We start from the raw sequence: 19,989 nt of genomic DNA, 5'->3' as shown, positions 1-19,989 counted from the left end.
GCCTGACTGCGCCGGCTCGGACTACAGCCATAGCGGGACGTTGCTTCCAATTCGGGGGCCTTTCGTCTCGTTGAGAGGATGGGGCCCCGTTGGACAAGGCTCAGACATTCTCGGCATCTACATGGCTTGCTACTGGGCGGGGCTCGGTACCTTAGTCCATTCCCCTCACCCAAGCCCCTGAAGCACTACTGACGTTTTGACGTGCAGGGAATTCCTCCCACCCCGTGCAGAGCGAAAGTTTCCACGGAGAGTACCCCTACCTTGTCCAGTCTTGAGAGGTCACTAATGCTTCAGTACTCCACCCAAATTACCCCGGTATTCCGCGTCGACATTGTCGTCGGTAATCCACGAGATGTGAGTCGGCTTCTGATCGAGCAGTGCTGGAGTAAGCAGTGCAGCGTCTAATTCCGACAGCTTTAGAACGTGGGCAGGGCATCCTCGTTTCTCAGGGTTTTCCCCGGCAGGTACATCGTTGAAGTAGACGAAGGCGTAATGTGCGGGGGTGGTTCAGGAAAAACGACTCGACCCTGCTGCGACGTAAGCCCTCACTGGCAAGGCGGCCGCTACGGCGGTGTTGCTCGCGACTTCGGACAGCACGATCAGTACTGCGGCCACCACGCCCCCGCAGGATGACCGTGGGTGGAAGGCGTCCAGCCACCCCATTTGTCTGCCGATCCAAGGTGCTCAGTCCGCTCGAATCAGGTGTCATTTGCTCCGTCGGCTTTTTCCGTTTCAGCCGTCGTCGCGGCTACGCGCGCGTCGAAGTGGGCGGCCAGCAATTCGCCTGAGTGGACGATGTGCTGCTGCATTGCCGCCCGGGTTGCCTCCGCGTCCTGTGCCTGGATGCCCTTGAGTAGTGCGGCGTGGTCGTTCATGGTGGCCTGGGGCCAGCCGGGGATGGTGGAGTAGAACTGCCGGGGGACGTAGCGGGTGACCAGGCCCAGGACCCAGACGGTTTTCCGGGAATTGGCCATGAGGTTGATCTCGCGGTGGAAGGCGTGGTTTTTCTCTTCCAGGAGTTCGTGGTTGTTCCGGGCAGCGGCAGCGCTCAGCTCGTGATGCAGTGCTTCGAGTTCGGCCACGTCCTGCTCGCTCGCGTTGGCGGCGGCGCGGGCGGCAAGTTCGCCGCCGATGAGTGCCTGGACTTGGAAGAGGTCGCGGATGTCCTGTCCGGTCAGCGGCGCCACCACGAATCCATGCCGTGGCACGAGTTCCAGGAAGCCCTCCACCCGCAGGGCCTGCAGCGCCTCACGGGCCGGCGTAGTGGAAATGCCCAGGTCCTCGCCGATGGTCTCGGGCCGGACCAAGGTGCCCGGCCGCAGTTCACCGGACATGATGAGGCCGCGGATATGGGCGGTGGCCTTCTCGCTCAGTTGCGGGCGTGCGCTCCTGCGCGGGCTGCGGCTGGTCATGGCTGCGGACTCTTTCTGATCAATTTCCCCACCTAACATACGGCATCAGCCACGGCCCTCCTGCGGGGCAGGCGGGCCGTGGCTGATGCGCAACCAGGGGAGATTCAGTTGATGTTGTGGAGCGGGGCAAGGCCCGGTGCGCCGAGTCCCAGTTCGGCCAGGATTTTTTCGGTGTGCTCGCCGATCTCCGGCACCGGATCCATCCTGATATCCACTTCCCGGGAGGTGACCGGGGGGATCAGGCTGCGCAGCGGGCCCACGGGGGAATCGACGTCCCGCCAGCGGTTGCGCTCGGCCAGCTGGGGGTGGGCGGAGAACTCTTGCATGTCCCGCAACTGGGCGTTGGCGATGCCTGCGGCATCGAGCCTTGCCAGGACCTCGGCGGCAGACAAACCGCCGAGGACGGCGTTGATGGCTTCGTGCAGTGCCGGGCGGTTGTCCACGCGCAGTGCGTTGCCGGCAAAGCGTGCGTCCTGGGCCAGTTCGGGCTGCTGGAGCACGTCGGTGCAGAACTTGGCCCATTCGCGCTCGTTCTGGATGCCGAAGAACACGGTGCCGTCGGCGGCACTGAACGGTCCGTAGGGTGCGATGCTGGCGTGCTGGGCGCCGCTGCGGGCCGGCGGGGCTCCGCTGTATTCGGCGTAGAAGTACGGCTGGGCCATCCATTCGCCCAGGGCTTCGAGCATGGAGATTTCCAGGACGTCGCCGCGGCCGGTGGTGGCCCGCTGCAGCAGCGAGGTCAGGATGCCCGAGTAGGCGTACATGCCGGCAGAGACGTCGGCGATGGACACGCCCACCTTGGCGGGGGACTCCGGGGTGCCGGTGACGCTGAGCAGGCCGGCCTCGCACTGGACCAGCAGGTCGTAGGCCTTCTTCTGCTCGTAGGACCCGCCGCGGCCATACCCGGAGATTGAGGCGTGGATCAGCCGCGGGTTCAGCGCCAGGGCCTCGTCCGGGCCCAGGCCCAGGCGTTCGATGGCGCCGGGTGCGAGGTTCTGGACCAGCACGTCCGCGGTGGAAACCAGCTTGCGCAGCACGGCGATGCCTTCGTCGGATTTCAGGTCCAGGACGATGCTTTCCTTGGACCGGTTCAGCCAGACAAAGTAACTGGCCATGCCGTGGACCTTGGTGTCGTAGCCGCGGGCGAAGTCCCCGGTGTCCCGTTCCACCTTGATGACCCGGGCCCCGAGGTCGGCGAGTTGCCGGGTGGCGAACGGGGCCGCGACGGCCTGTTCCAGGGAGATGACGGTGATGCCCGCCAGGGGGAGGGTGCCCATTACTGTTCCTTCCCTGCGCGCTGCAGGATACGTTTGGCCCGCTCAGTGACGGGGCGGTCGATCATCTGGCCGTCCACCTGGGCGGCACCGCCTTCGGTCCCGATCACGGACAGCGCCCACTCTACGTCTGCCTCCGTGGGCGCGAACCCCCCGTGCACGGTGGCCAGCTGGGCCGGGTGGATGCAGAGCTTCCCGCCGAAACCGAAGTTCCGGGCGAGCAAGGCTGACTCCGCCACGCGGGCGGTGTCCTTGATGTCGGTGGACGGCGAATCCAGTGGCGCGGCGATGCCGGCCGCCCTGGATGCGAGGACCAGGTGGGCGCGGGCGTGGTCCAGGAACCGGTCGCCGCCGTCGGCGTCGATGTCCAGGGCGAAGTCGATGGCGCCGAACGCCAGCCGGGTCACCCCGGGCACGCGGGCAAGTTCCAGCGCGTTGATCACGCCTAGGGCCGATTCGATCAGAGGGACCAGAGCCAGGTATTTTGGCATGTCTGCACGGAGCTGGCGCAGTGCGCCGGGATCTTCGGTCTTCGGCACCATGATGCCGAGCAGACCCGAGCCTGGCGTGCGGGCGGCGGAGAGCAGCAAGGTGATGTCGGCGTCGTAATGGGCGGAACCCTGCGGGTTCACCCGCACCAGCGCACGCACCGGTGCGCCGCCGTCGGACGGTGCCACGGCTTCGAGCGCCGCGGTCAGCGCTGCGGACTTGGCGTCCGGCGCGACGGCGTCCTCCAGGTCAATGATCACGACGCCGGCGCCCGCGGCGGCTGCCTTGGCGAACCGTTCGGGACGGTCGCCGGGAACGAACAAAGCTGTGATTGCGCTGGCGACGGTTTCCCTGGCGGTCAGGCCGGCTGCCGTGAGGCCTGCGGGCGCCGTCACTGGAAGTCCCCGATCGAGGGCAGCGTTGACTCATCCGGGCGGGCGGATTCGACGCCGGGAAGGTGACCCTGCCGGTACACCATGAACGTGCGCCGGTAGCTGATCACGATTTTGCTGTCCTGGTTGAAACCCTCGGTGGCGACGGTGACCAGGCCGAGGTTGGGGCGGGACTTCGATTCCCGAACGGAGAGGACCTTGGACCGCGAGTAGATGGTGTCGCCTTCATAGACCGGGTTCGGCATCCGGACCTCGTCCCAGCCCATGTTCGCGAAGACATTCATGGACAGGTCAATGGTGGACTGACCGGTGACCAGCGCGAGCGTGAACGTGGAGTTCACCAGCGGCAGGCCAAACTCGGTGGCCTTCGCGAAATTACGGTCCACGTGAGTCTTCGCCACGTTCTGTGTCATGAGCGTGAAGGACTGGTTATCCGCCTCCGTCACCGTCTTCCCGAACGGGTGGTAGTAGATGTCACCGGGCGAGAAGTCCTCAAACAGCCTGCCCGTCCAGCCTTCCACTACGCGGCCTTCGGTTGTCATTGACTGTGATGTCTTGTCGGTCATCGTTGATCTCCTTCAATCAATATATTACTTCTCCTTGGCTAGTCTGGCGCCATTTTCCTCTGATTGTCAAGGAATTGCCGCGCTGATGGGCGGGGAAAGTACATCTTGCCAGCCTCTAATATATTGGCGTATCGTCATGTCCCAGAGGTGACGGATGGTCGCCAGCAACGATTCGAAGGAGCACCGATGCAAACCCTCACCGCCGGACTGGACCAGCTGCGCGAGCAGACCCGCCTCCTGTGCGAAGGCTTCCCGGACGAGTACTGGCGCGAGACGGACCGCAACCGCCGCTATCCGCAGGAGTTCGTCAACACCCTCACCGAGGCCGGCCTGCTCTCCGCGCTGATCCCTGCCGAGTACGGCGGCCTGAGCCTGGGCCTGACCGAGGCCAGCGTCATCATGGAGGAAATCAACAAGTCCGGCGGCCACTCGGCGGCCTGCCACGCGCAGATGTACACCATGGGTGCGCTGCTGCGGCACGGCAACGCGGCCCAGAAGCAGGCGTACCTGCCGCAGATCGCCGCCGGCTCGCTGCGGCTGCAGGCCTTCTCCATCACCGAGGACAAGGCCGGCTCGGACACCACCAGCATTGAGACCGCGGGCGTGCGCGACGGGGACCACTTCGTCATCACCGGCCACAAGAGCTGGACCAGCCGCATCGAGGAATCAGACCTCCTCTTTGTCCTCGCCCGCACCTCCGAAAAGCCCCGGGGCAAGGGTGCTGACAAGACCCACGGCCTGACCCTGTTCCTCGTGGACCTGCGCCAGGTCCGGGCCGAACAGCCGGACACCCTCGAGGTAGTCAAAGTCCGCACCATGTTCAACTACGCCACCAACCAGATCCACTACCACGGCATGCGCGTGCCGGCGTCTGCCGTGATCGGCGAGGTGGGCAAGGGCTTCCGCTACGTCATTGACGGCTGGAACGCCGAGCGGATCCTGCTGGCCTCCGAAGCGATCGGCGACGGCTACTGGTTCACCAAGCGGGGCGTGGACTACGCCAACAGCCGCGAGGTGTTCGGCCGCAAGATCGGCACCAACCAGGGCGTGCAGTTCCCTATCACGGACGCCTACATGAAGGTCCGCGCCGCGGACATGATGCGCTACGAGGCGGCCCGGCTCTTTGACGCCGGCGAGCCCTGCGGCGCCGAGGCCAACATGGCCAAGCACCTCGCCTCCGAAGCCAGCTGGGCCGCCGCCAACGCCTGCCTCGACACCCACGGCGGGTACGGCTTCGTGGACGAGTACGACGTCGAACGCAAGTTCCGCGAAACCCGCATGTTCCAGGTGGCCCCGGTCAACAACAACATGATCAAGAGCTTCGTGGCCACCAAAGTCCTGGGCCTGCCCCGCTCGTACTGACCGCAGCGGCAGGTAGGTCCAGATCGTTCACAAGCTACGGCCCGCCTGTTGGGTACCTTCCTGAGCTCCGGCTAAGACGGATTACTACGCCCACGAAGGAGGAAGCTGATGGCCTATCACCTTCAGCATGAATGGTTCCCTATCCTAGGTGAACAGGTTGAGATTAGGGCCAGGGGAAGAACTGTTGATTATGGACGGGTCGATTCAGTTACGTACGACGATGAAATCCTTTGGCTCGCGGCCGAAGGCTCCAGTACCCGCCGTATGATCGAACGCCGAAACCAGCTCGAAGTTTGGGTCAACTACAAATGGGAAGCTCCTGGCGACCAGCCCTGATTACGTGGGCGCCCAAGAAGTTGGTTGCCAGTCCGGGTCGGAACAACGTCTTGGCTTCAACCGCCGAGGCACCGGCAGGGCTCCGCCCCACTTGCCCTCCCCCACGCAGAGGAATTTGTCTGACTGCCCTGATCGCCTCTGCACGCAAGGGCCTCCCTCACTGCGAAGAATCGGAAATTTCTTGCCTGGAATCAATCCGCTGGCCGCTGATGGCCGCAGAAACGACGTCCCTCACATTGGTGGCCGCCTCAAGGTCCATAATGCTTTGGACAAGACGGTGGTACTGGTCGGCCGATAGGTTTGCTTCTGTGCGCAGTCGCTCACCGTTGGCCACAACCTGCGGGAGTGTCCAGGAAAGGAGTGAATCAGAGTCGTCTATCCCATCCTTGAGGACCGAACCGTCCGTTAGGTGGGCAGTTGCTGTTGCGGTTTTCGGCAGCTGGCCCCTTTCAGCAACCAGTTTAATTTTGCCAACCATTCCCATAACTTCGGGAATGTCGAACCGCGACAGTGATGCAAGGGTGATGTCCCCCTCAACCAAGGCAGTGGCAAACGCGAATCTTGCGCTCATCAACGTCTGAGCCACGGTCTGGAAGGGTCCCTCGGCCGGCATGCCTGGGTAGGTCGCCTCGCGCTTGTTCATTCTTAGGGTGATGGATTCCACGTGCTCGGCCCGCAACCCTTCGGAACGCATCCGGACGGCGAGTAAGGAAGGCGCTTGGTTGAAGGCACAGACTGGAAATGGCTTGAATGTCACACCCAAGACGTTCCAAACACGGCCCAAATCTGTGAGAAGATCTTCTGCATCTACCCCTGCGAAGCACTCAAGGAACCCTGCGTGCGCCTCGAATGCTGTCGCAGAGCCACGGACTCCTTCGGCAGCCAGGGAAGCTGCCATGAAACCGTTCATGGCAGCCTTTGCAGGCTGGAAGCGCCACTCATCCGTTCCTGCCCCGAACGATTCAGACGTGCCGCCGGAACTGGCCGTAGCTATAGCGATGGCCGATGCCATTTGCTCCGCGCTGAGCTGAAATATCCTCCCGACTGCCGCCGAGGCAGCTATCGCTCCGAACACGGCTGTGGCTCTGAACGGAGGCGTGGTTCTCTCGGTGAGGCGGGCTGAAAGCACCGTTCCAACCTCATAGCCGGCCAGGACAGCGTCCATGAACGTCATTCCGTCACACATCTTCGACTCAGCCGCGGCGAGGGCCGCCGGTATGACTGTGATCCCCGGATGGAACGTACCGTGCGTGTCCTCTTGTGCCCGGGCATGAAAGAGAGACGCGTTGATAAATGCTGCTACGTGCGGACTATGGTAGTCGCCCGTGACAAGTGATCGTGACTGTCCTGCCCGCAGTTCCCGACCTCCCGGACCCATCGCCCTTTCGGCTGCCATTCCGTAAGGGGCGTCAATACCCGCTGCCCCCACTATGGTGGCGTGAACCAGGCACGCCTTCACCCGCTCAACTACCGATTCCGGAGCATCACCAACGTTGACTTCGCATGCAAATTCGGCGAGCCGTTCGGCGATTGTCCTCGTCTTGGTCGGTTGCTCGTGCTGAAGCCCCGTTGCTCCCTGCCGCATCTCTTAACTCCTTAGTCCTGCACCTTGGTAGTGGCGCTCTCTTTCCTAATCCAGTCGATCAAGGCCGGCAAACGGCTCATTGAATCGTCCGTACCATTGTTACCCTAAGCCGGGAAACGCACCCAGTCAATGATGATTCCGGGCCCCCGCTCATACTTCCAGCATGCAATGTCCTGCCCTATATTCCGCTGAATTAAGCTCCCGCGACAGGACAAACGGCAACCCCTTGACGAAGTGCGATGCTGGCGATAGATTCGTCCGTACAACTATTACCTGGGTCACAGAGTAAAGGCGGCGACGCGACTACTGCCTCTCAGTGACCGCCAATGACGCCCCCACGGATGAGGCGACCCCGACCCCCTCGGTCGCGGTCAAGCTTTGGCAACCTAAGAACACAGCCATAAACGACCCTTCTCAAAGGAGAGAATCAATGAACGCAGAGATGACACCTCACACTGAGGTTCCACCCGAACCCCAGAGCACCTCAGCGATCGCTGATGGAGCACTCGCTCCGCAGGTCTCCAAACGGGTTGCCGTTGCGGCTGGTATCGGTCATTTCCTGGAGTGGTTCGACTTCGCCGTTTACGGCTTCCTCGCAGTGACGATCGGGCAACTCTTCTTCCCTTCCGAGAACCCGACCGTCTCCCTGCTTTCCTCCCTTTCTGTCTTCGGTGTTGCATTCCTGTTCCGGCCTATGGGTGGCCTGATCATCGGAGCCCTGGGAGATCGGCTGGGGCGCCGAGCCGCGCTCTCATTAGCAATTGTGTTGATGGGCGTATGCACCCTCGCGATCGGCCTGCTGCCGACGTATGAGACGATCGGGATCGCAGCACCTATCCTTCTCGTGATCTTGCGCTGCGCACAGGGTTTCTCGGCTGGCGGGGAATACGCGGGCGCAGCGACCTTTCTGATCGAATATGCCCCGAACGGGCGCCGAGGTCTCTGGAGCAGCGTTGTCTCCGCAGGTGCCGCCTTGGGAGTCATGGGTGGTGGAGTTGTAACCCTCCTGCTGGCGAGCAGCATCAGCAGTGAGGAAATGTCTGCTTGGGGTTGGCGCGTGCCGTTCGTCGTAGCCGGGCCACTGGCGGTTTTGGGGTTGTACCTGCGAATCAAGCTTGAAGACACTCCAATTTTCCGCGAACTCCAGCAGGCACACGAAGTCGAGCACGCTCCTTTGCGCTCCGCGAGTAAGAAGAGTCGTTCAGGGATCCTTCTGGTCTTCACCTGTACTGCAGTAACAGGACTGGGTTTCTACTACTTGGCAACTTTTGTCATCACTTTCTTGACGGTCAAGGTGAATATGGCCCGCACCGACGCCCTGCAACTTTCAATCCTGGCCCTGCTGATCTACGCCACCATGTGCCCTTTCGCCGGCATGATCGGCGACAGGATCGGGCGAAGGAAGACTATGCTGATCGGCACCATCGGTATCGCCCTTGTAACCATTCCGTGCTTTATGCTCCTAGGCACCGGCAATTGGTTCCTCGGATTGGCCGGGCTTGTGATCTTCGCAGCCTTTGAAGCGCTCGTGAACGTGATGCTTGGCGTTCTGATGGTGGAATTGTTCCCGGCAAGGCTGCGCGTCAGTGGCAGCTCCATAGGTTTCAATGTCGCGCAGGCCATGATTGGCGGCCCAGGACCCTTCGTGGCAACGGCTATTGCGTCTGCTTTTGCCCTCATAGTGGCGCCAGCCTTCTATCTCGTGGTCGTAGCATTCATCTGCTTCTTCGTTCTGCTGCGGTTCCTTCCGGAAACAAAGGGCGTGTCCCTCTCCTCCAATGAAGCGGTTGCAACGCATTCACAGATCTCTGTATAAGAACTCCCGGACAGGTGGGGAAACTCCACCTCCACCCGCACTCTAGCCATCCGTAGGCTCGCGCGAACAACGTGAAACTTGAGGGGCCACAGCAGGCCCGACAGCAGGAAGTAGGAAGACTATGAATTTGAACCAAACATTGGCCGCTGCCGACAGTGAGGCAACCCGGCTTGAACACCGCAGCATGTACATCGGCGGGGACTGGGTCGAGGCGGAATCCGGTCAGACATTCGAATCCGTCAACCCATATACCGGGAAGCCCTGGGCAACTGTTCCTCTGGCAGGGCCGGCCGACGTCCGCAAGGCCGTGAGCGCAGCCCAGGCCGCTCTGGAAGGCCCCTGGGGGACAATGTCAGCGGCGCAGCGCGGAGTCCTCATCCGTCGTTTGGCTGCCCTCATTGAATCCGAAGCCGACTCCTTGGCCGTCATCGAAACCCGGGACAACGGTAAGGTCATCCGGGAGACCCGGAGCCAAATGGCGGGCCTGCCCGCAACCTACGAATTCTTTGCAGGTGCGGCGGACAAAATCTCCGGGCAGACCATCCCAGCCCCCCAGACGAACTTCTTCACGTACACCCGCCGGGAACCCATCGGCGTCGTAGCGGCTATTCTCCCGTGGAACAGTCCGCTCTTCCTTCTGGCAAGCAAGCTGGCACCGGCCCTTGCCGCGGGCTGCACCTTCATCGCCAAACCCGCAGAACAAACACCCAATTCAACACTAGAGTTCGCAAGGCTCGTCCACGAGGTGGGGTTCCCGGCAGGTGTCTTCAACGTCCTGACCGGCGCCGGCGATACTGGCGCCGCCCTGACGGCCGATCCTGGCGTTCACAAGATCACTTTCACCGGATCTACGGCCACAGGAATCGCAGTCATGAAGAGCGCGGCGGACCACATCGCTGAAGTCACACTTGAACTCGGCGGCAAATCGCCGAACATCATTTTCCCCGATGCTGATCTTGACGCCGCCGTCAACGGAGCGATGGCCGGCATCTTCGCCGCGACCGGCCAGACCTGTATCGCGGGGAGCAGGCTACTTGTTCACAGCTCCATCCATGACGAAGTGGTCAGGAGGCTTGCCGAACGTGCACCACAGATCAAAATGGGTGACCCCTTGGAAATGGCAACGGAGATGGGCCCCATCGCTTTCTCCGAACAGCTGGACAAAGTCCAGTACTACGTGAACCTGGGCGTCGAAGAGGGAGCCACTATCACTTCCGGCGGGCGGCGACCAAAGGCAAGTGGCCTGACCGAAGGCTACTTCTTCGAACCAACCATTCTCACCGGAGTCAGCAACACCATGCGGGTGGCCAGAGAAGAAATCTTCGGGCCCGTACTGGCAGTCATCCCCTTCGAGGACGAGGCGGAAGCAGTCCGCCTCGGCAACGACACGTCCTACGGTCTCGCAGCAGCTGTATGGACTAAGGACGTACAGCGCGCACACCGGATCGCGCACCAGCTGAAAGCCGGCACAATCTGGGTGAACTCTTACCGCGTCCTAGCGAACAACGTTCCCTACGGAGGATTCGGTCAGAGCGGCATCGGCCGTGAAAACGGGCTGGAAGGCCTGGACGCATACCTACAGACAAAGTCCGTGTGGGTCGAACTCACGGGCGAAAGCCGTGACCCGTTCAAACTCGGCTAACACAAAGGAAGAAATCATGACAAACAAGACTCTCGAGATACCCAGGACGAGCCGTGCGGCAGTACTTGCCAAACACGGGGAGGAGTTGGAAATACGCGATATCCCCGTCCCCCAGGAGCTGGAAGCCGGGGCACTGCTCGTAAAGGTCGAAGCAGCGACAATCTGCGGCTCAGACCTCCACCTATGGGACGGCTCGCTCGGCGGAAGCCAAGGGGTAGATCTTCCGGTCATCCCCGGCCACGAGATGGTCGGCAGCATCGTGGCCTTCGGGCCCGGAGCCGAAAGGGATACTTTCGGCACTCCCCTGGAACTGGGTGACCGCATCTGTTTCACACACGCATCGTGCAACCGCTGTGACCACTGCCGCCTCGATAACCAGCCCACCTTGTGCACGAATCGGCAGTACTACATGTTCACAAACTGTGAACGTCCTCCTTACCTCGTCGGTGGGTTTGCCGAATACTGCTATGTCTTTCCTAATTCCGGCCGAGTACGGGTCCCCGACGAGGTTCCGACCTCATGGGCATCGGCAGCCAGCTGCGCGCTGCGAACCGTAGTTCACTCGTTCGAACGTATTGGGAAAATGAACCCTTGGGAGAATGTTGTGATCCAAGGCGCTGGCCCGCTCGGGCTGTTCGCCACGGCACTTGCCGATCACCTGGGCGCAGGGCGGATCATTACTATAGGTGCTCCTGAAGGTCGACTGGCAATTGCCAAACAGTATGGAGCGACGGACACCATCTCAATCGCGGACGCGCCCGAACCCGAGGACCGGATCAGCGCAGTAAGAGAACTGCTGGGCGGACGGGGTGCCGAAGTCGTTTTCGAGTTCTCGGGTGCACGCACCGCCTTCACTGAGGGCCTAGGGATGATCAAGGAAGGCGGCCGGTATATGGTCACCGGACAAATTGATGGTCCCGGAAAAGAAGTACCCGTGCGCCCAGGGTTCATCACCCGTCAGCAGCTGACGATTATGGGCACCTGGTCAGGCCACATCGCCGAATACCGCAAAGCGTTGGACTTTATGAAGAACTCTAAGGGCAAATACGACTTCGGCGCGCTCGTTCCCAACCAATACGGGCTCGACCAGGTAAATGAGGCCATGTCCAGGATGCGGTCCCAGGAAGACATTAAGCCTCTGATCGTCCCCCACGGTGCGGCGGCGTTGTCATGAGACCCCTCGAAGGGCTCCGGGTGCTGGAGCTGGGACAGTACATAGCCGCACCATACTGCGCAATGGTGCTCGCAGACCTGGGTGCCGAAGTAATCAAGATTGAAAAACCCGGCAACGGAGATCCCCGGAGGGTTTACGACCCGCTTGTACAGAACGATGCAGGGGCACTGAGCGGCGGGTTCTTGAGCTACAACCGGAACAAAAAGTCGGTAACTCTGGACCTCAGCAGCCCTACGGATCGTGCTGCCTACCTTACTCTGGCAGGAACAGCGGACATCATTGTCGAAAACCTGCGACCGGGTGCAGTCGACAAACTCGGGATCGGTTATGACGTGCTGCGGAAAGAAAACCCGCGGCTGGTCTACTGTGCTATCAGCGGCTACGGACGTCTGAAAAGCCACCGAGGGGAATTTTCAGACCGCCCCGCATTCGATACGGCGATCCAAGCCATGGGTGGGCTCATGTCAGTCACCGGTGAAACGTCCGGTCCCCCGCTGCCCACGGTCACCGGCTTCGCCGACATATACACCGCCGTTTACGCGTCCGTTGGCATTCTTGCAGCAATTCAGGGGCGGGAACGAACAGGTGCGGGTACGTTTGTGGACCAAAGCATGTATGACACAGTCGCATCCCTGCTGGAGCGGGAGCTGATGCTCTGGGACTTCACGAAAGAGAGACGTGTCAGGGGCGTGGACCGATACGCCCCCTTGGGTTCACTGCAAGCCAGTGATGGATTCGTGGCACTGATCCTGCCTACAGACGAAATGTGGCGCAGGCTGTGTAATGCCATTGACCGGCCGGATCTGCTCGATCATCCCCTCCTGAGCTCAGTAATGGAGCGGGCCGAAAACTTCGCAATGGTGATCCGTCCCGAAGCCGAAAAGTGGACACACACACGGACGCGGCGGGAGATCGTCGAATCCTTCGCGGCTTCCGGACTGCCCGCAGGTGAAACTCAAACCATTGACGAGCTTTATGAATGCCCCCATCTGGACGCCAGGCACATGTTCATCAGCATCAACGACAAGTTTGCGGGCGAGCACCGGATGATAAGGACGCCAATCCTCATGGACGCCTATGACGAACCCCGCCCTGACTCAGCGCCGGAGCTGGGCGCCAACAATAAGGAACTGCTCCAAGATCGGGAACCACGATCCGCGGACGGGCGAACAGGAACCTCGCCCCAGGGCCACATCCTCTTAGGAGCAAAGCCATGACACCTGTAGATATGCCGCTTCGTGAAGACGTAGTGAACCTGGCAGGCGGCATGCAGGGTATTTATTGCGTCGCCTGCCAACGGCATTCATTTCCGCAGCGACCGCTCTGCCTCCACTGCGGCTCGGACCGTGTCGAAAACGTCAGCTTACCCAGGCAAGGCCGCGTTTGCAGCTGGACCGTTGTTCGTCAGGCCCCTTCCCACTTAAAGACTCCCTACACACTAGTCACGGTGGATTTCGAGGATGGTAACCGGGTTCTGGGCGCGGCAGAAGGCAACGTCGAGATCGGGTCAGTCGTTACGGTCGAGTTGTACCCCAAAACTACTGACGAGGCCGGCAACTCTCTATGGTGGTACCGCTTCCGAGGAATTGAGGAAACAAATGAGTGAAACATTCATCTCAGGGGCAGGAATGGTCCGATTCGGGAAGTATCCCGCAGACATCACCTTTGAAAAGCTCGCGGTGGGGGCGGCGCGGGCGGCGATGGCAGACTCATGTGCGGTCCCTGCCGATATCGAAGCCGTATACATGGGGCATGTCTTCGGTGGCCCGGTAGCGGGTCAACGCGTCGCGGTCCAGCTCGGGCTCGGCGGACTGCCCGTCTCGAACCACGAAAACTATTGCGCCAGTGGAGCAACAGCCATTCGTGAAGCCTGGATAGCAATAAAGGCCGGAATCCACGACGTCGTCCTCGTCATAGGTGCCGAGAAAATGACGGACCGTGTCGCCGGTGGAGTCATGCCAGACCCGACTGACCTTGACGCCATCAATGGACTGGTCATGGCGGCCAACCACGGGATGAGCGCGCGCCGGTATATGCACGATCACGGCGCAACCCGAGAACAGATCGCAGCCGTTGCCGTCAAGAACCACGCACACTCAGTTCATAACCCGTTCGCCCAATACCAGCGTCCAGTCAGTCTCAGCGAAGTACTTGAGGCACGCACTATCGCTGAACCGCTTGGGCTGCTGGACTGCAGCCCCATCAGCGACGGAGCAGCGGCGGTAATCCTGTGCAGCAAGGCGGGCCTGGCAAAACTGAAAGTCCGCTCCGCCCCCCGTATAGCAGGATGCGCACTCGTCAGCGGGAGCGTCGTATCATCCGCCGCCGGCCTTAACGATGAGGACGTCTCACGGCGGGCCGCAGAGCAGGCATGGAACATCTCAGGCTACGGACCGAAAGACGTCGATCTTGTTGAGATGCACGACTGCTTCACGATCGCTGAAATCGTTAGGCTGGAGGGGCTCGGTCTCATTCCAGTAGGCGAAGGCGGAATCTGGTCCGAAAACGGCAGCACATCCCTCGGGGGAAAGATGCCCGTAAACACCAGCGGGGGCCTTCTTAGCCGCGGACATCCCGTCGGCGCCACGGGCGTTGCCCAAATATGTGAGCTGACATGGCAACTAACTGATCGCGCCGGCGCACGCCAGGTGGAGGACGCCAACCTCGGCCTAGCTTACTGCAAAGGCGGTACCGTCAGCGGCACTGATGGCGGTTCAGTAACGGTATTGATGGTCGAAAGATGACTTTCCTCAGGTTCCCTGTAGTTCTCAGACGTCAGGGAACCTGGGGACGATCCGGCGCCACACTCAGGAGAAATTCGTCCGGACATATGCTAGATTTGGTTGCGTTCGGCAGGTTCCGAACCGGCCGAATCCAACGGAAGGTGCAGGGTGGAGGTACATACCCAAGAGGAGCGTGCAGTTCCTGCTTATCGGTCCCTCGCTGCGCAGATTCGGGCCGATATAGCCGCGGGAGTTTATTCCGAAGGGCAGAAGCTTCCGACCGAGAGTGAGTTGCAGGCTGCCCACAAGGTCAGCCGGCACACCGTTCGAGGAGCTCTCCAAATCCTGCTGATGGATGGCCTGATAAACCGGGTTCAAGGCAGCGGCACCTACGTCAATAGCCGCCAGGATTCCCAAGGCCGTTACCTGCGGTCCATCGGATCTCTGGACGAGATTATCGTCTGGCCTGACACGACGACTGAGGTCATAGAACCTTTTTCCGTTGTCGTAGAGCCATCGATAGCTGCCCGAATGGGGCTTACTTACATAGAGGTGAGCCGGGCCACCGTTCGCCGATCCTACAATGGGGTGCCGTTCGTCGTGACCCGCCACTACGTGGAACCAACTCTGGGGGCAAAGTTAGCCGAGCTCGGAGATAAATCACCGGGCGAAGGTACGGTCATCGGAGCCGCCGAACGCTTTCTGGATAAGCCCATAACAGGGGCACGCCAAGACATTACCGCTATGAATGCGCCGGAACATGAGGCGGGCCTGATCGGGTGCGAAGCTGGTGACGCGATCTTGCTGATCGAACGTCTCTACTACGATGCGAACGGGAAGTTCATAGAGTTCACCTCCTCACACTTCAACCCCAGACGCTACGCATATCGTATGGAACTGCACAGAAACGCCAAGCGCGGTCTTGATTAGTTCGTGCTGGTGCGCCACCCCCATTTAATCAAGCGAGCCAAAGCTTGGGAGCTCCAAGAAACTGTGGTAATTGACAGGCGGCATGGGTTCGGAAACTGGTGGAGGGCGGCCGGGGGGCCGACACTTGAAGTATAAAGTTCCGCATTCGACCCGCACTCTGGAGCCACGTAACCGGCTCTACGTGGCCTGCACCTGTGAAGAACAAGCGGCTCCTTCTTGGCTCGGAATTCAATCGCTGATCCGGCCGGCTGTTCGCCCGTCCCTTGGAGTGGCGCCTGGCCGTGCAGGTCGTCGCGATCGACCCTCCGCAGCCTTCCGCAAAGCGTTGTGGATGTGGCTTCCGCGCACCGCTGTCGCAGTCGATCACTTCCATCTGATCTCGCTGGCCAACCAGGCCATGACCGAGACCCGGCAAACCTTTCCCAGCAGGTCAAGTGCCGCCGCGGGAGAGCAGTGGACAAGGCATGGGCGCACCGTATGCTCCTGCTGCGCGGCGGCGACACACTTAGCTGCAGGGCCGCCTTCCGGCTTGAAGAAGTATTCGCCGCGGACGATCCGACGGCACCCTCCAAGCGGTGTGGAAGGTCAAGGAACAACTCAGGACCCTGCTGCGCACCGCATCCCTGGAAGACGCGGCAACTGCGAAAACCGAGCTCGAGGAATTGGTAAAGGCAGCCGCATGTCCGGAGACGAACAGGCTCTACCGCACTGTCTGCCGATGGTGGAAAGAGAGCGAGGTTCTCATCATCACCGGAGCTACGACAGGCAAGGTAGAGGCCAACAACACCGCAATCAAGAACACAAAACGCACCGCCCGTGGCTATCGCAACCCAGCCAACTACAAATCGATTCTTCTCTTGAGAAGTGCCGTCCGGACGGCGGCATTACACTCATCTCAGGGATTCATTTCCCCATGAACCGTGAAGAGCCGCGTAAGTCTTAGGGACAGAAGAGCGCGCGGGATACTGCGAACTAGATTTTTCGCTAGGTCCGGAGTAGGCATACCGGGCGTTAGATTGAGTTCATGCTTTCAAAGTTTTCAGGTACGGATCCCGATAGCCTGCAACGAGGGTTTGCATCCTCTCGATGCTGAGGTAAATGGCCTCATCCAATGACGGATATTCGGGGTGGAGATAATCGATTTCTAGGGCCAGGATCCCGTCAAAGCCGCTCTCGTCTAGGGCTGCCAAGGCATCCGGGAAATCAATGATGCCGTCGCCTACCGGCACACTGGGCCAAAACGCAAAGGTCTGAGGGTCGCCGAGGTGGGGGCGTGCGTCTTTGAAGTGGCAGGCCTTGGCATAGGGGGCCATTTTGCGGATGGCCAACTGCGGCTCTTCTAGCATCCGCAGCTGGTTGGTGGTGTCCAGACAAATACCTAGATGATCACTGCCCACCTCTGCCACGATCTCGATAATCTGGTCGGAGGTAAAGTCGAGGTGATTTTCGAGAGCGAGGATCACCCCACGGTCTTCGGCGTAATCCGTGGCTTCGCGGAGCAATGGAAGCAGCCCACGCCGGTGGTCATCCCATACATCCAGCCTGGTACGGCGTCCGCCGCCGCAGATCCTCATGACCTCGGCGCCCATGTAGGCTGCGATCTCCACATGCTTTTTGAGACTAGACAATTCCTCTGGTCGCTGTCCGGAGCCAAGCCCATCGGGGTGTCCCCATGCCCACATCAGGTCCAGAGGGGCATCCTGCAGTTGGGCACGGAGAGGCTCGAGGTCTTCGCCGGGGGCGAGCATGAAGTGTTCGATCGACAGTGCTTCAGCTCCGGCCGCACTAGCGGCTTGGATGAGGTCGCTGACTGTCATCCGATGGCCAGGCTCCTCTTCGAGACCCGGATAGACCTCGCCGAAGAATCGATGGTAGCAGTATCCGTCGATGCCGATTTTCATAGAATCCTAACTGACAATTCGTTCGCGGTTGGTTGGCAGCAGATACTTGGCATAGTCCAGCCTTGCTTCGGAAAGGCTGCCCGCTTCCTCCTGCAGCAAGGGAAGAATGTCGTGGATCTTTTCATCCGTCATCTGCATTGTTAGTCCTGCTACAGACAGCACACCGGTAGCCTGTCGCAGTCGTGGGTTTACGATAGGCACGGCAATTGCCGAGACTCCATCTTCATACGAATCGGTGACTCTGGCGTAGCCGTTGTCTCTTGCGGTGCGGATGAGTTCCAGCACCTCCTCAACGGTCCGTGGCGCATTTGGCCCAAAGCCTTCGAACTTCAGACCCTGCCGAAAGACCAGTTCCAAGGCCTTTTCATCGCTGAGAAGAGACAACCAGGCGTGCCCGCTGGCTGAGCAGGAGAGCTGGACTTCGTGGTGCATTGGCGGGTCGTATCGGATGTTGGAGGTCGATCCCTGTGACTTCAGAACCCAGATGAGCCGCTTGTCATCCACGATTCCCAACCGCGCAAGGGCTTTCGAACCTCTTGCAATCCGGTCAACGGATGGCTTCGCCTGCTCGACGAGATCAATTTCTGACAAGTATGTCAGGGCGAGCGAGGTCATCTTCATACTAAGGGCGTAGTCCCCGACGTCTGAGCTACGGCGGAAGTAGCCCAGCTCGATCAGCTCGTTCGCCAGACGGTGCGCTGCGCTGGCAGGAATCTTTAGCCTGTCCGCGATTTCGCCCAACGGCATACCTCCGGGAACGCCAGAGAGGAGTTCCATCATGCCTAACGCCCGTGCTAGCACTGTGCTCATTGCGATCCCCTTATGTCTCCAGGTCAAGCTTACCTAGACTGCACCAGCAGTTCTAGTTGCGAATCGCATTTCATATTGAAACGCTATTCTACTTAAGGGCCCTCGGCTGGTATGTTTCGTTGCGAGACTTCGTCGGCGCCTATGGCAGGTCTGCCGACAGGTCATTTAGGCCCTGCTTGTCGTCCCAAAGGAGCGCACGATGACTATCCAAGCCACAGTTGATGTCGAAGAAGTTATTGACCGAAATCGAGTCGGAAAGAGCCAGAAAGCCGTCCTGATACTGTGTTTCGCTGTCCTCATCCTGGACGGGATCGACACCACGATGGCGGGCTACTTGGGACAGGCTCTCATCGCCGACTGGGGTATTACGAAGGCTGACCTGGGACCTGTGTTCACCAGCGGCCTGGTCGGCCTAGCCGCAGGTTCTCTAATTGCCGGACCACTCGGCGACCGGTTCGGCAGACGCAATGTCATTCTCTGGTCGGTAATTTTCTTCGGGGTTATGAGCGCCCTGACTGCGCTTAGTACCGATGTAACGTCCTTCACTCTTCTGCGTGCACTTACCGGTTTGGGGCTCGGCGCCTCAATGCCGAACGCTGCAACTATGGTCGCGGAGTACGCACCCAAGCTCCGCCGTGGCGTGATGATGACGTTCATTTACTGCGGATTCACGCTTGGAGCAGCCCTCGGCGGGTACTTCAGCAGTTTCCTGATCGAACTTTTTAGCTGGCACTGGGCATTGATCGGTGGCGGCATAGTCCCGCTCCTGTTCGTTGCCTTCGCATGGTTCAAACTTCCCGAGTCCCCCAAGTTCCTGGCCCGGACCGGGAACCAGCACGCCCGGCTAGTGGCAATCATGAACAAAATTGAACCTGGCGTGGCCGCTAACGACACGGTCTTCACCGTCGATGAAACATCAGTGGTGAATCAGAAGAGCCCTGTCTCTGCTTTGGTATCAAAGCCCCTCCGACTCGGCACCGCGATGATTTGGACAGGCTTCGTCGCTGCGTTCTTCACGGTTTACCTGATGAACAGCTGGCTGCCGATCCTCATGGGAGACGTCGGGTTCACCCTCACGCAAATTGCTACTATCGGATTCCTGCTGCAGATCGGCGGGACCCTAGGCAACATCGTCATCGGCTATGCAATGGATCGATTCGGCCAGCATCCCACCCTCGTCGTGGCCGGCGTCTGCGCTACGGTAATGCTCCTGCTGATCGGCCTATCAGGCGCACGCACAGTGGAAATCCTCGGGCTTATGATCTTCGTCCTGGGCATCTTCACCAACTCCATTGCTACAGGATTCCCGGTCATGGCTGCCAGCTTCTACCCGACACGCATTCGGGCCACTGGCACCAGCTGGGCGACCGGCATCGCCCGATTCGGTGCCATCGGGGGGGCCGCTGTAGGAACCGTTATGGTCGCCGCAGGCTATGGATTCGAACAAGTCTTCGTCACCCTGACCGTACCTGTGTCACTCGGGATCCTCGCGGTCGCTATTAAGGGACTCAGGAGTCGCGCGAAGGCAGACCCCTTGGCCAGCGCACCTCGTCTCCCGTCTCCCATTCGTGACCGTA

18 protein-coding genes and 1 pseudogene are annotated in these 19,989 nt (G+C 60.4%); 12 read left to right on the top strand and 7 right to left on the bottom strand.

Annotated elements, in window-relative coordinates:
• Nucleotides 1-698 precede the first annotated feature (698 nt).
• The 4 genes from ACFC25_RS16655 to ACFC25_RS16640 all read right to left on the bottom strand — a co-directional run bounded on the left by ACFC25_RS16655 (nucleotide 699) and on the right by ACFC25_RS16640 (nucleotide 4,133).
• Nucleotides 699-1,412: a GntR family transcriptional regulator gene (locus tag ACFC25_RS16655; protein ID WP_376047085.1), complete on the bottom strand. Its 714-nt coding sequence runs from the start codon at nucleotides 1,410-1,412 to the stop codon at nucleotides 699-701.
• 104 nt (nucleotides 1,413-1,516) lie between these two features.
• Complete coding sequence (locus tag ACFC25_RS16650) at nucleotides 1,517-2,689, bottom strand: CaiB/BaiF CoA transferase family protein (RefSeq protein ID WP_376047082.1); 1,173 nt, start codon at nucleotides 2,687-2,689, stop codon at nucleotides 1,517-1,519.
• On the bottom strand, nucleotides 2,689-3,570 hold the full coding sequence (locus tag ACFC25_RS16645) for an HpcH/HpaI aldolase/citrate lyase family protein (RefSeq protein WP_376047079.1): 882 nt from the start codon (nucleotides 3,568-3,570) through the stop codon (nucleotides 2,689-2,691). The genes ACFC25_RS16650 and ACFC25_RS16645 overlap by 1 nt, the downstream gene beginning before the upstream one ends.
• Nucleotides 3,567-4,133, bottom strand: a complete 567-nt coding sequence (locus tag ACFC25_RS16640) for a MaoC family dehydratase (protein ID WP_376047077.1) — start codon at nucleotides 4,131-4,133, stop codon at nucleotides 3,567-3,569. The genes ACFC25_RS16645 and ACFC25_RS16640 overlap by 4 nt, the downstream gene beginning before the upstream one ends.
• Nucleotides 4,134-4,319: 186 nt before the next feature.
• On the opposite strand from ACFC25_RS16640, the gene ACFC25_RS16635 reads away from it, so the two are divergent.
• Both ACFC25_RS16635 and ACFC25_RS16630 read left to right on the top strand, forming a co-directional pair.
• Nucleotides 4,320-5,495, top strand: a complete 1,176-nt coding sequence (locus ACFC25_RS16635; RefSeq protein ID WP_376047074.1) for an acyl-CoA dehydrogenase family protein — start codon at nucleotides 4,320-4,322, stop codon at nucleotides 5,493-5,495.
• Nucleotides 5,496-5,603: 108 nt separating this feature from the next.
• Nucleotides 5,604-5,831: a hypothetical protein gene (locus ACFC25_RS16630; RefSeq protein ID WP_376047071.1), complete on the top strand. Its 228-nt coding sequence runs from the start codon at nucleotides 5,604-5,606 to the stop codon at nucleotides 5,829-5,831.
• A 157-nt stretch (nucleotides 5,832-5,988) separates the two neighbouring features.
• Here ACFC25_RS16630 and ACFC25_RS16625 read toward each other — a convergent pair whose 3' ends face one another.
• Entirely contained in the window at nucleotides 5,989-7,416 is a 1,428-nt protein-coding gene (locus ACFC25_RS16625) for an MmgE/PrpD family protein (protein WP_376047068.1), read from the bottom strand.
• 430 nt (nucleotides 7,417-7,846) lie between these two features.
• On the opposite strand from ACFC25_RS16625, the gene ACFC25_RS16620 reads away from it, so the two are divergent.
• From ACFC25_RS16620 to ACFC25_RS16580, 9 genes and pseudogenes are all read left to right on the top strand, one after another.
• Entirely contained in the window at nucleotides 7,847-9,232 is a 1,386-nt protein-coding gene (locus ACFC25_RS16620; RefSeq protein ID WP_376047065.1) for an MFS transporter, read from the top strand.
• A 121-nt stretch (nucleotides 9,233-9,353) separates the two neighbouring features.
• Entirely contained in the window at nucleotides 9,354-10,874 is a 1,521-nt protein-coding gene (locus ACFC25_RS16615) for an aldehyde dehydrogenase (RefSeq protein ID WP_376047062.1), read from the top strand.
• Nucleotides 10,875-10,890: 16 nt separating this feature from the next.
• Complete coding sequence (locus ACFC25_RS16610; protein WP_376047059.1) at nucleotides 10,891-12,048, top strand: zinc-binding dehydrogenase; 1,158 nt, start codon at nucleotides 10,891-10,893, stop codon at nucleotides 12,046-12,048.
• A complete protein-coding gene (locus ACFC25_RS16605; RefSeq protein WP_376047057.1) occupies nucleotides 12,045-13,265 on the top strand; it encodes a CaiB/BaiF CoA transferase family protein in 1,221 nt (406 codons plus the stop codon). Before ACFC25_RS16610 ends, ACFC25_RS16605 begins: the two co-directional genes overlap by 4 nt.
• The gene (locus ACFC25_RS16600; protein ID WP_376047054.1) at nucleotides 13,262-13,654 is read left to right on the top strand and encodes a Zn-ribbon domain-containing OB-fold protein; all 393 of its coding nucleotides are present in this window, start codon (nucleotides 13,262-13,264) and stop codon (nucleotides 13,652-13,654) included. Before ACFC25_RS16605 ends, ACFC25_RS16600 begins: the two co-directional genes overlap by 4 nt.
• The gene (locus ACFC25_RS16595; RefSeq protein ID WP_376047051.1) at nucleotides 13,647-14,792 is read left to right on the top strand and encodes a thiolase family protein; all 1,146 of its coding nucleotides are present in this window, start codon (nucleotides 13,647-13,649) and stop codon (nucleotides 14,790-14,792) included. The genes ACFC25_RS16600 and ACFC25_RS16595 overlap by 8 nt, the downstream gene beginning before the upstream one ends.
• Before the next feature lie 147 nt (nucleotides 14,793-14,939).
• Complete coding sequence (locus ACFC25_RS16590; RefSeq protein WP_376047048.1) at nucleotides 14,940-15,701, top strand: GntR family transcriptional regulator; 762 nt, start codon at nucleotides 14,940-14,942, stop codon at nucleotides 15,699-15,701.
• A gap of 82 nt (nucleotides 15,702-15,783) precedes the next feature.
• Nucleotides 15,784-16,086, top strand: a pseudogene (locus tag ACFC25_RS16585) (hypothetical protein); the annotation flags it as partial.
• A 190-nt stretch (nucleotides 16,087-16,276) separates the two neighbouring features.
• Nucleotides 16,277-16,618, top strand: a complete 342-nt coding sequence (locus ACFC25_RS16580) for a transposase (protein WP_376047045.1) — start codon at nucleotides 16,277-16,279, stop codon at nucleotides 16,616-16,618.
• 105 nt (nucleotides 16,619-16,723) lie between these two features.
• On the opposite strand, the gene ACFC25_RS16575 is transcribed toward ACFC25_RS16580, so the two are convergent.
• Together ACFC25_RS16575 and ACFC25_RS16570 are read right to left on the bottom strand one after the other, a co-directional pair.
• A complete protein-coding gene (locus ACFC25_RS16575) occupies nucleotides 16,724-17,602 on the bottom strand; it encodes a sugar phosphate isomerase/epimerase family protein (protein ID WP_376047042.1) in 879 nt (292 codons plus the stop codon).
• Between the two features lie 6 nt (nucleotides 17,603-17,608).
• The gene (locus tag ACFC25_RS16570) at nucleotides 17,609-18,412 is read right to left on the bottom strand and encodes an IclR family transcriptional regulator (RefSeq protein ID WP_376047039.1); all 804 of its coding nucleotides are present in this window, start codon (nucleotides 18,410-18,412) and stop codon (nucleotides 17,609-17,611) included.
• A gap of 199 nt (nucleotides 18,413-18,611) precedes the next feature.
• On the opposite strand from ACFC25_RS16570, the gene ACFC25_RS16565 reads away from it, so the two are divergent.
• Nucleotides 18,612-19,989 (top strand): MFS transporter (locus ACFC25_RS16565; protein ID WP_376047036.1); only part of this gene is annotated, 1,378 nt, incomplete at its 3' end.

The sequence above is a fragment of the Pseudarthrobacter sp. NPDC055928 genome, from assembly GCF_042270935.1.
In the GTDB taxonomy this organism is placed as follows: Bacteria; Actinomycetota; Actinomycetes; order Actinomycetales; family Micrococcaceae; genus Arthrobacter.
This window is presented reverse-complemented; position numbering and strand designations above follow the sequence as displayed.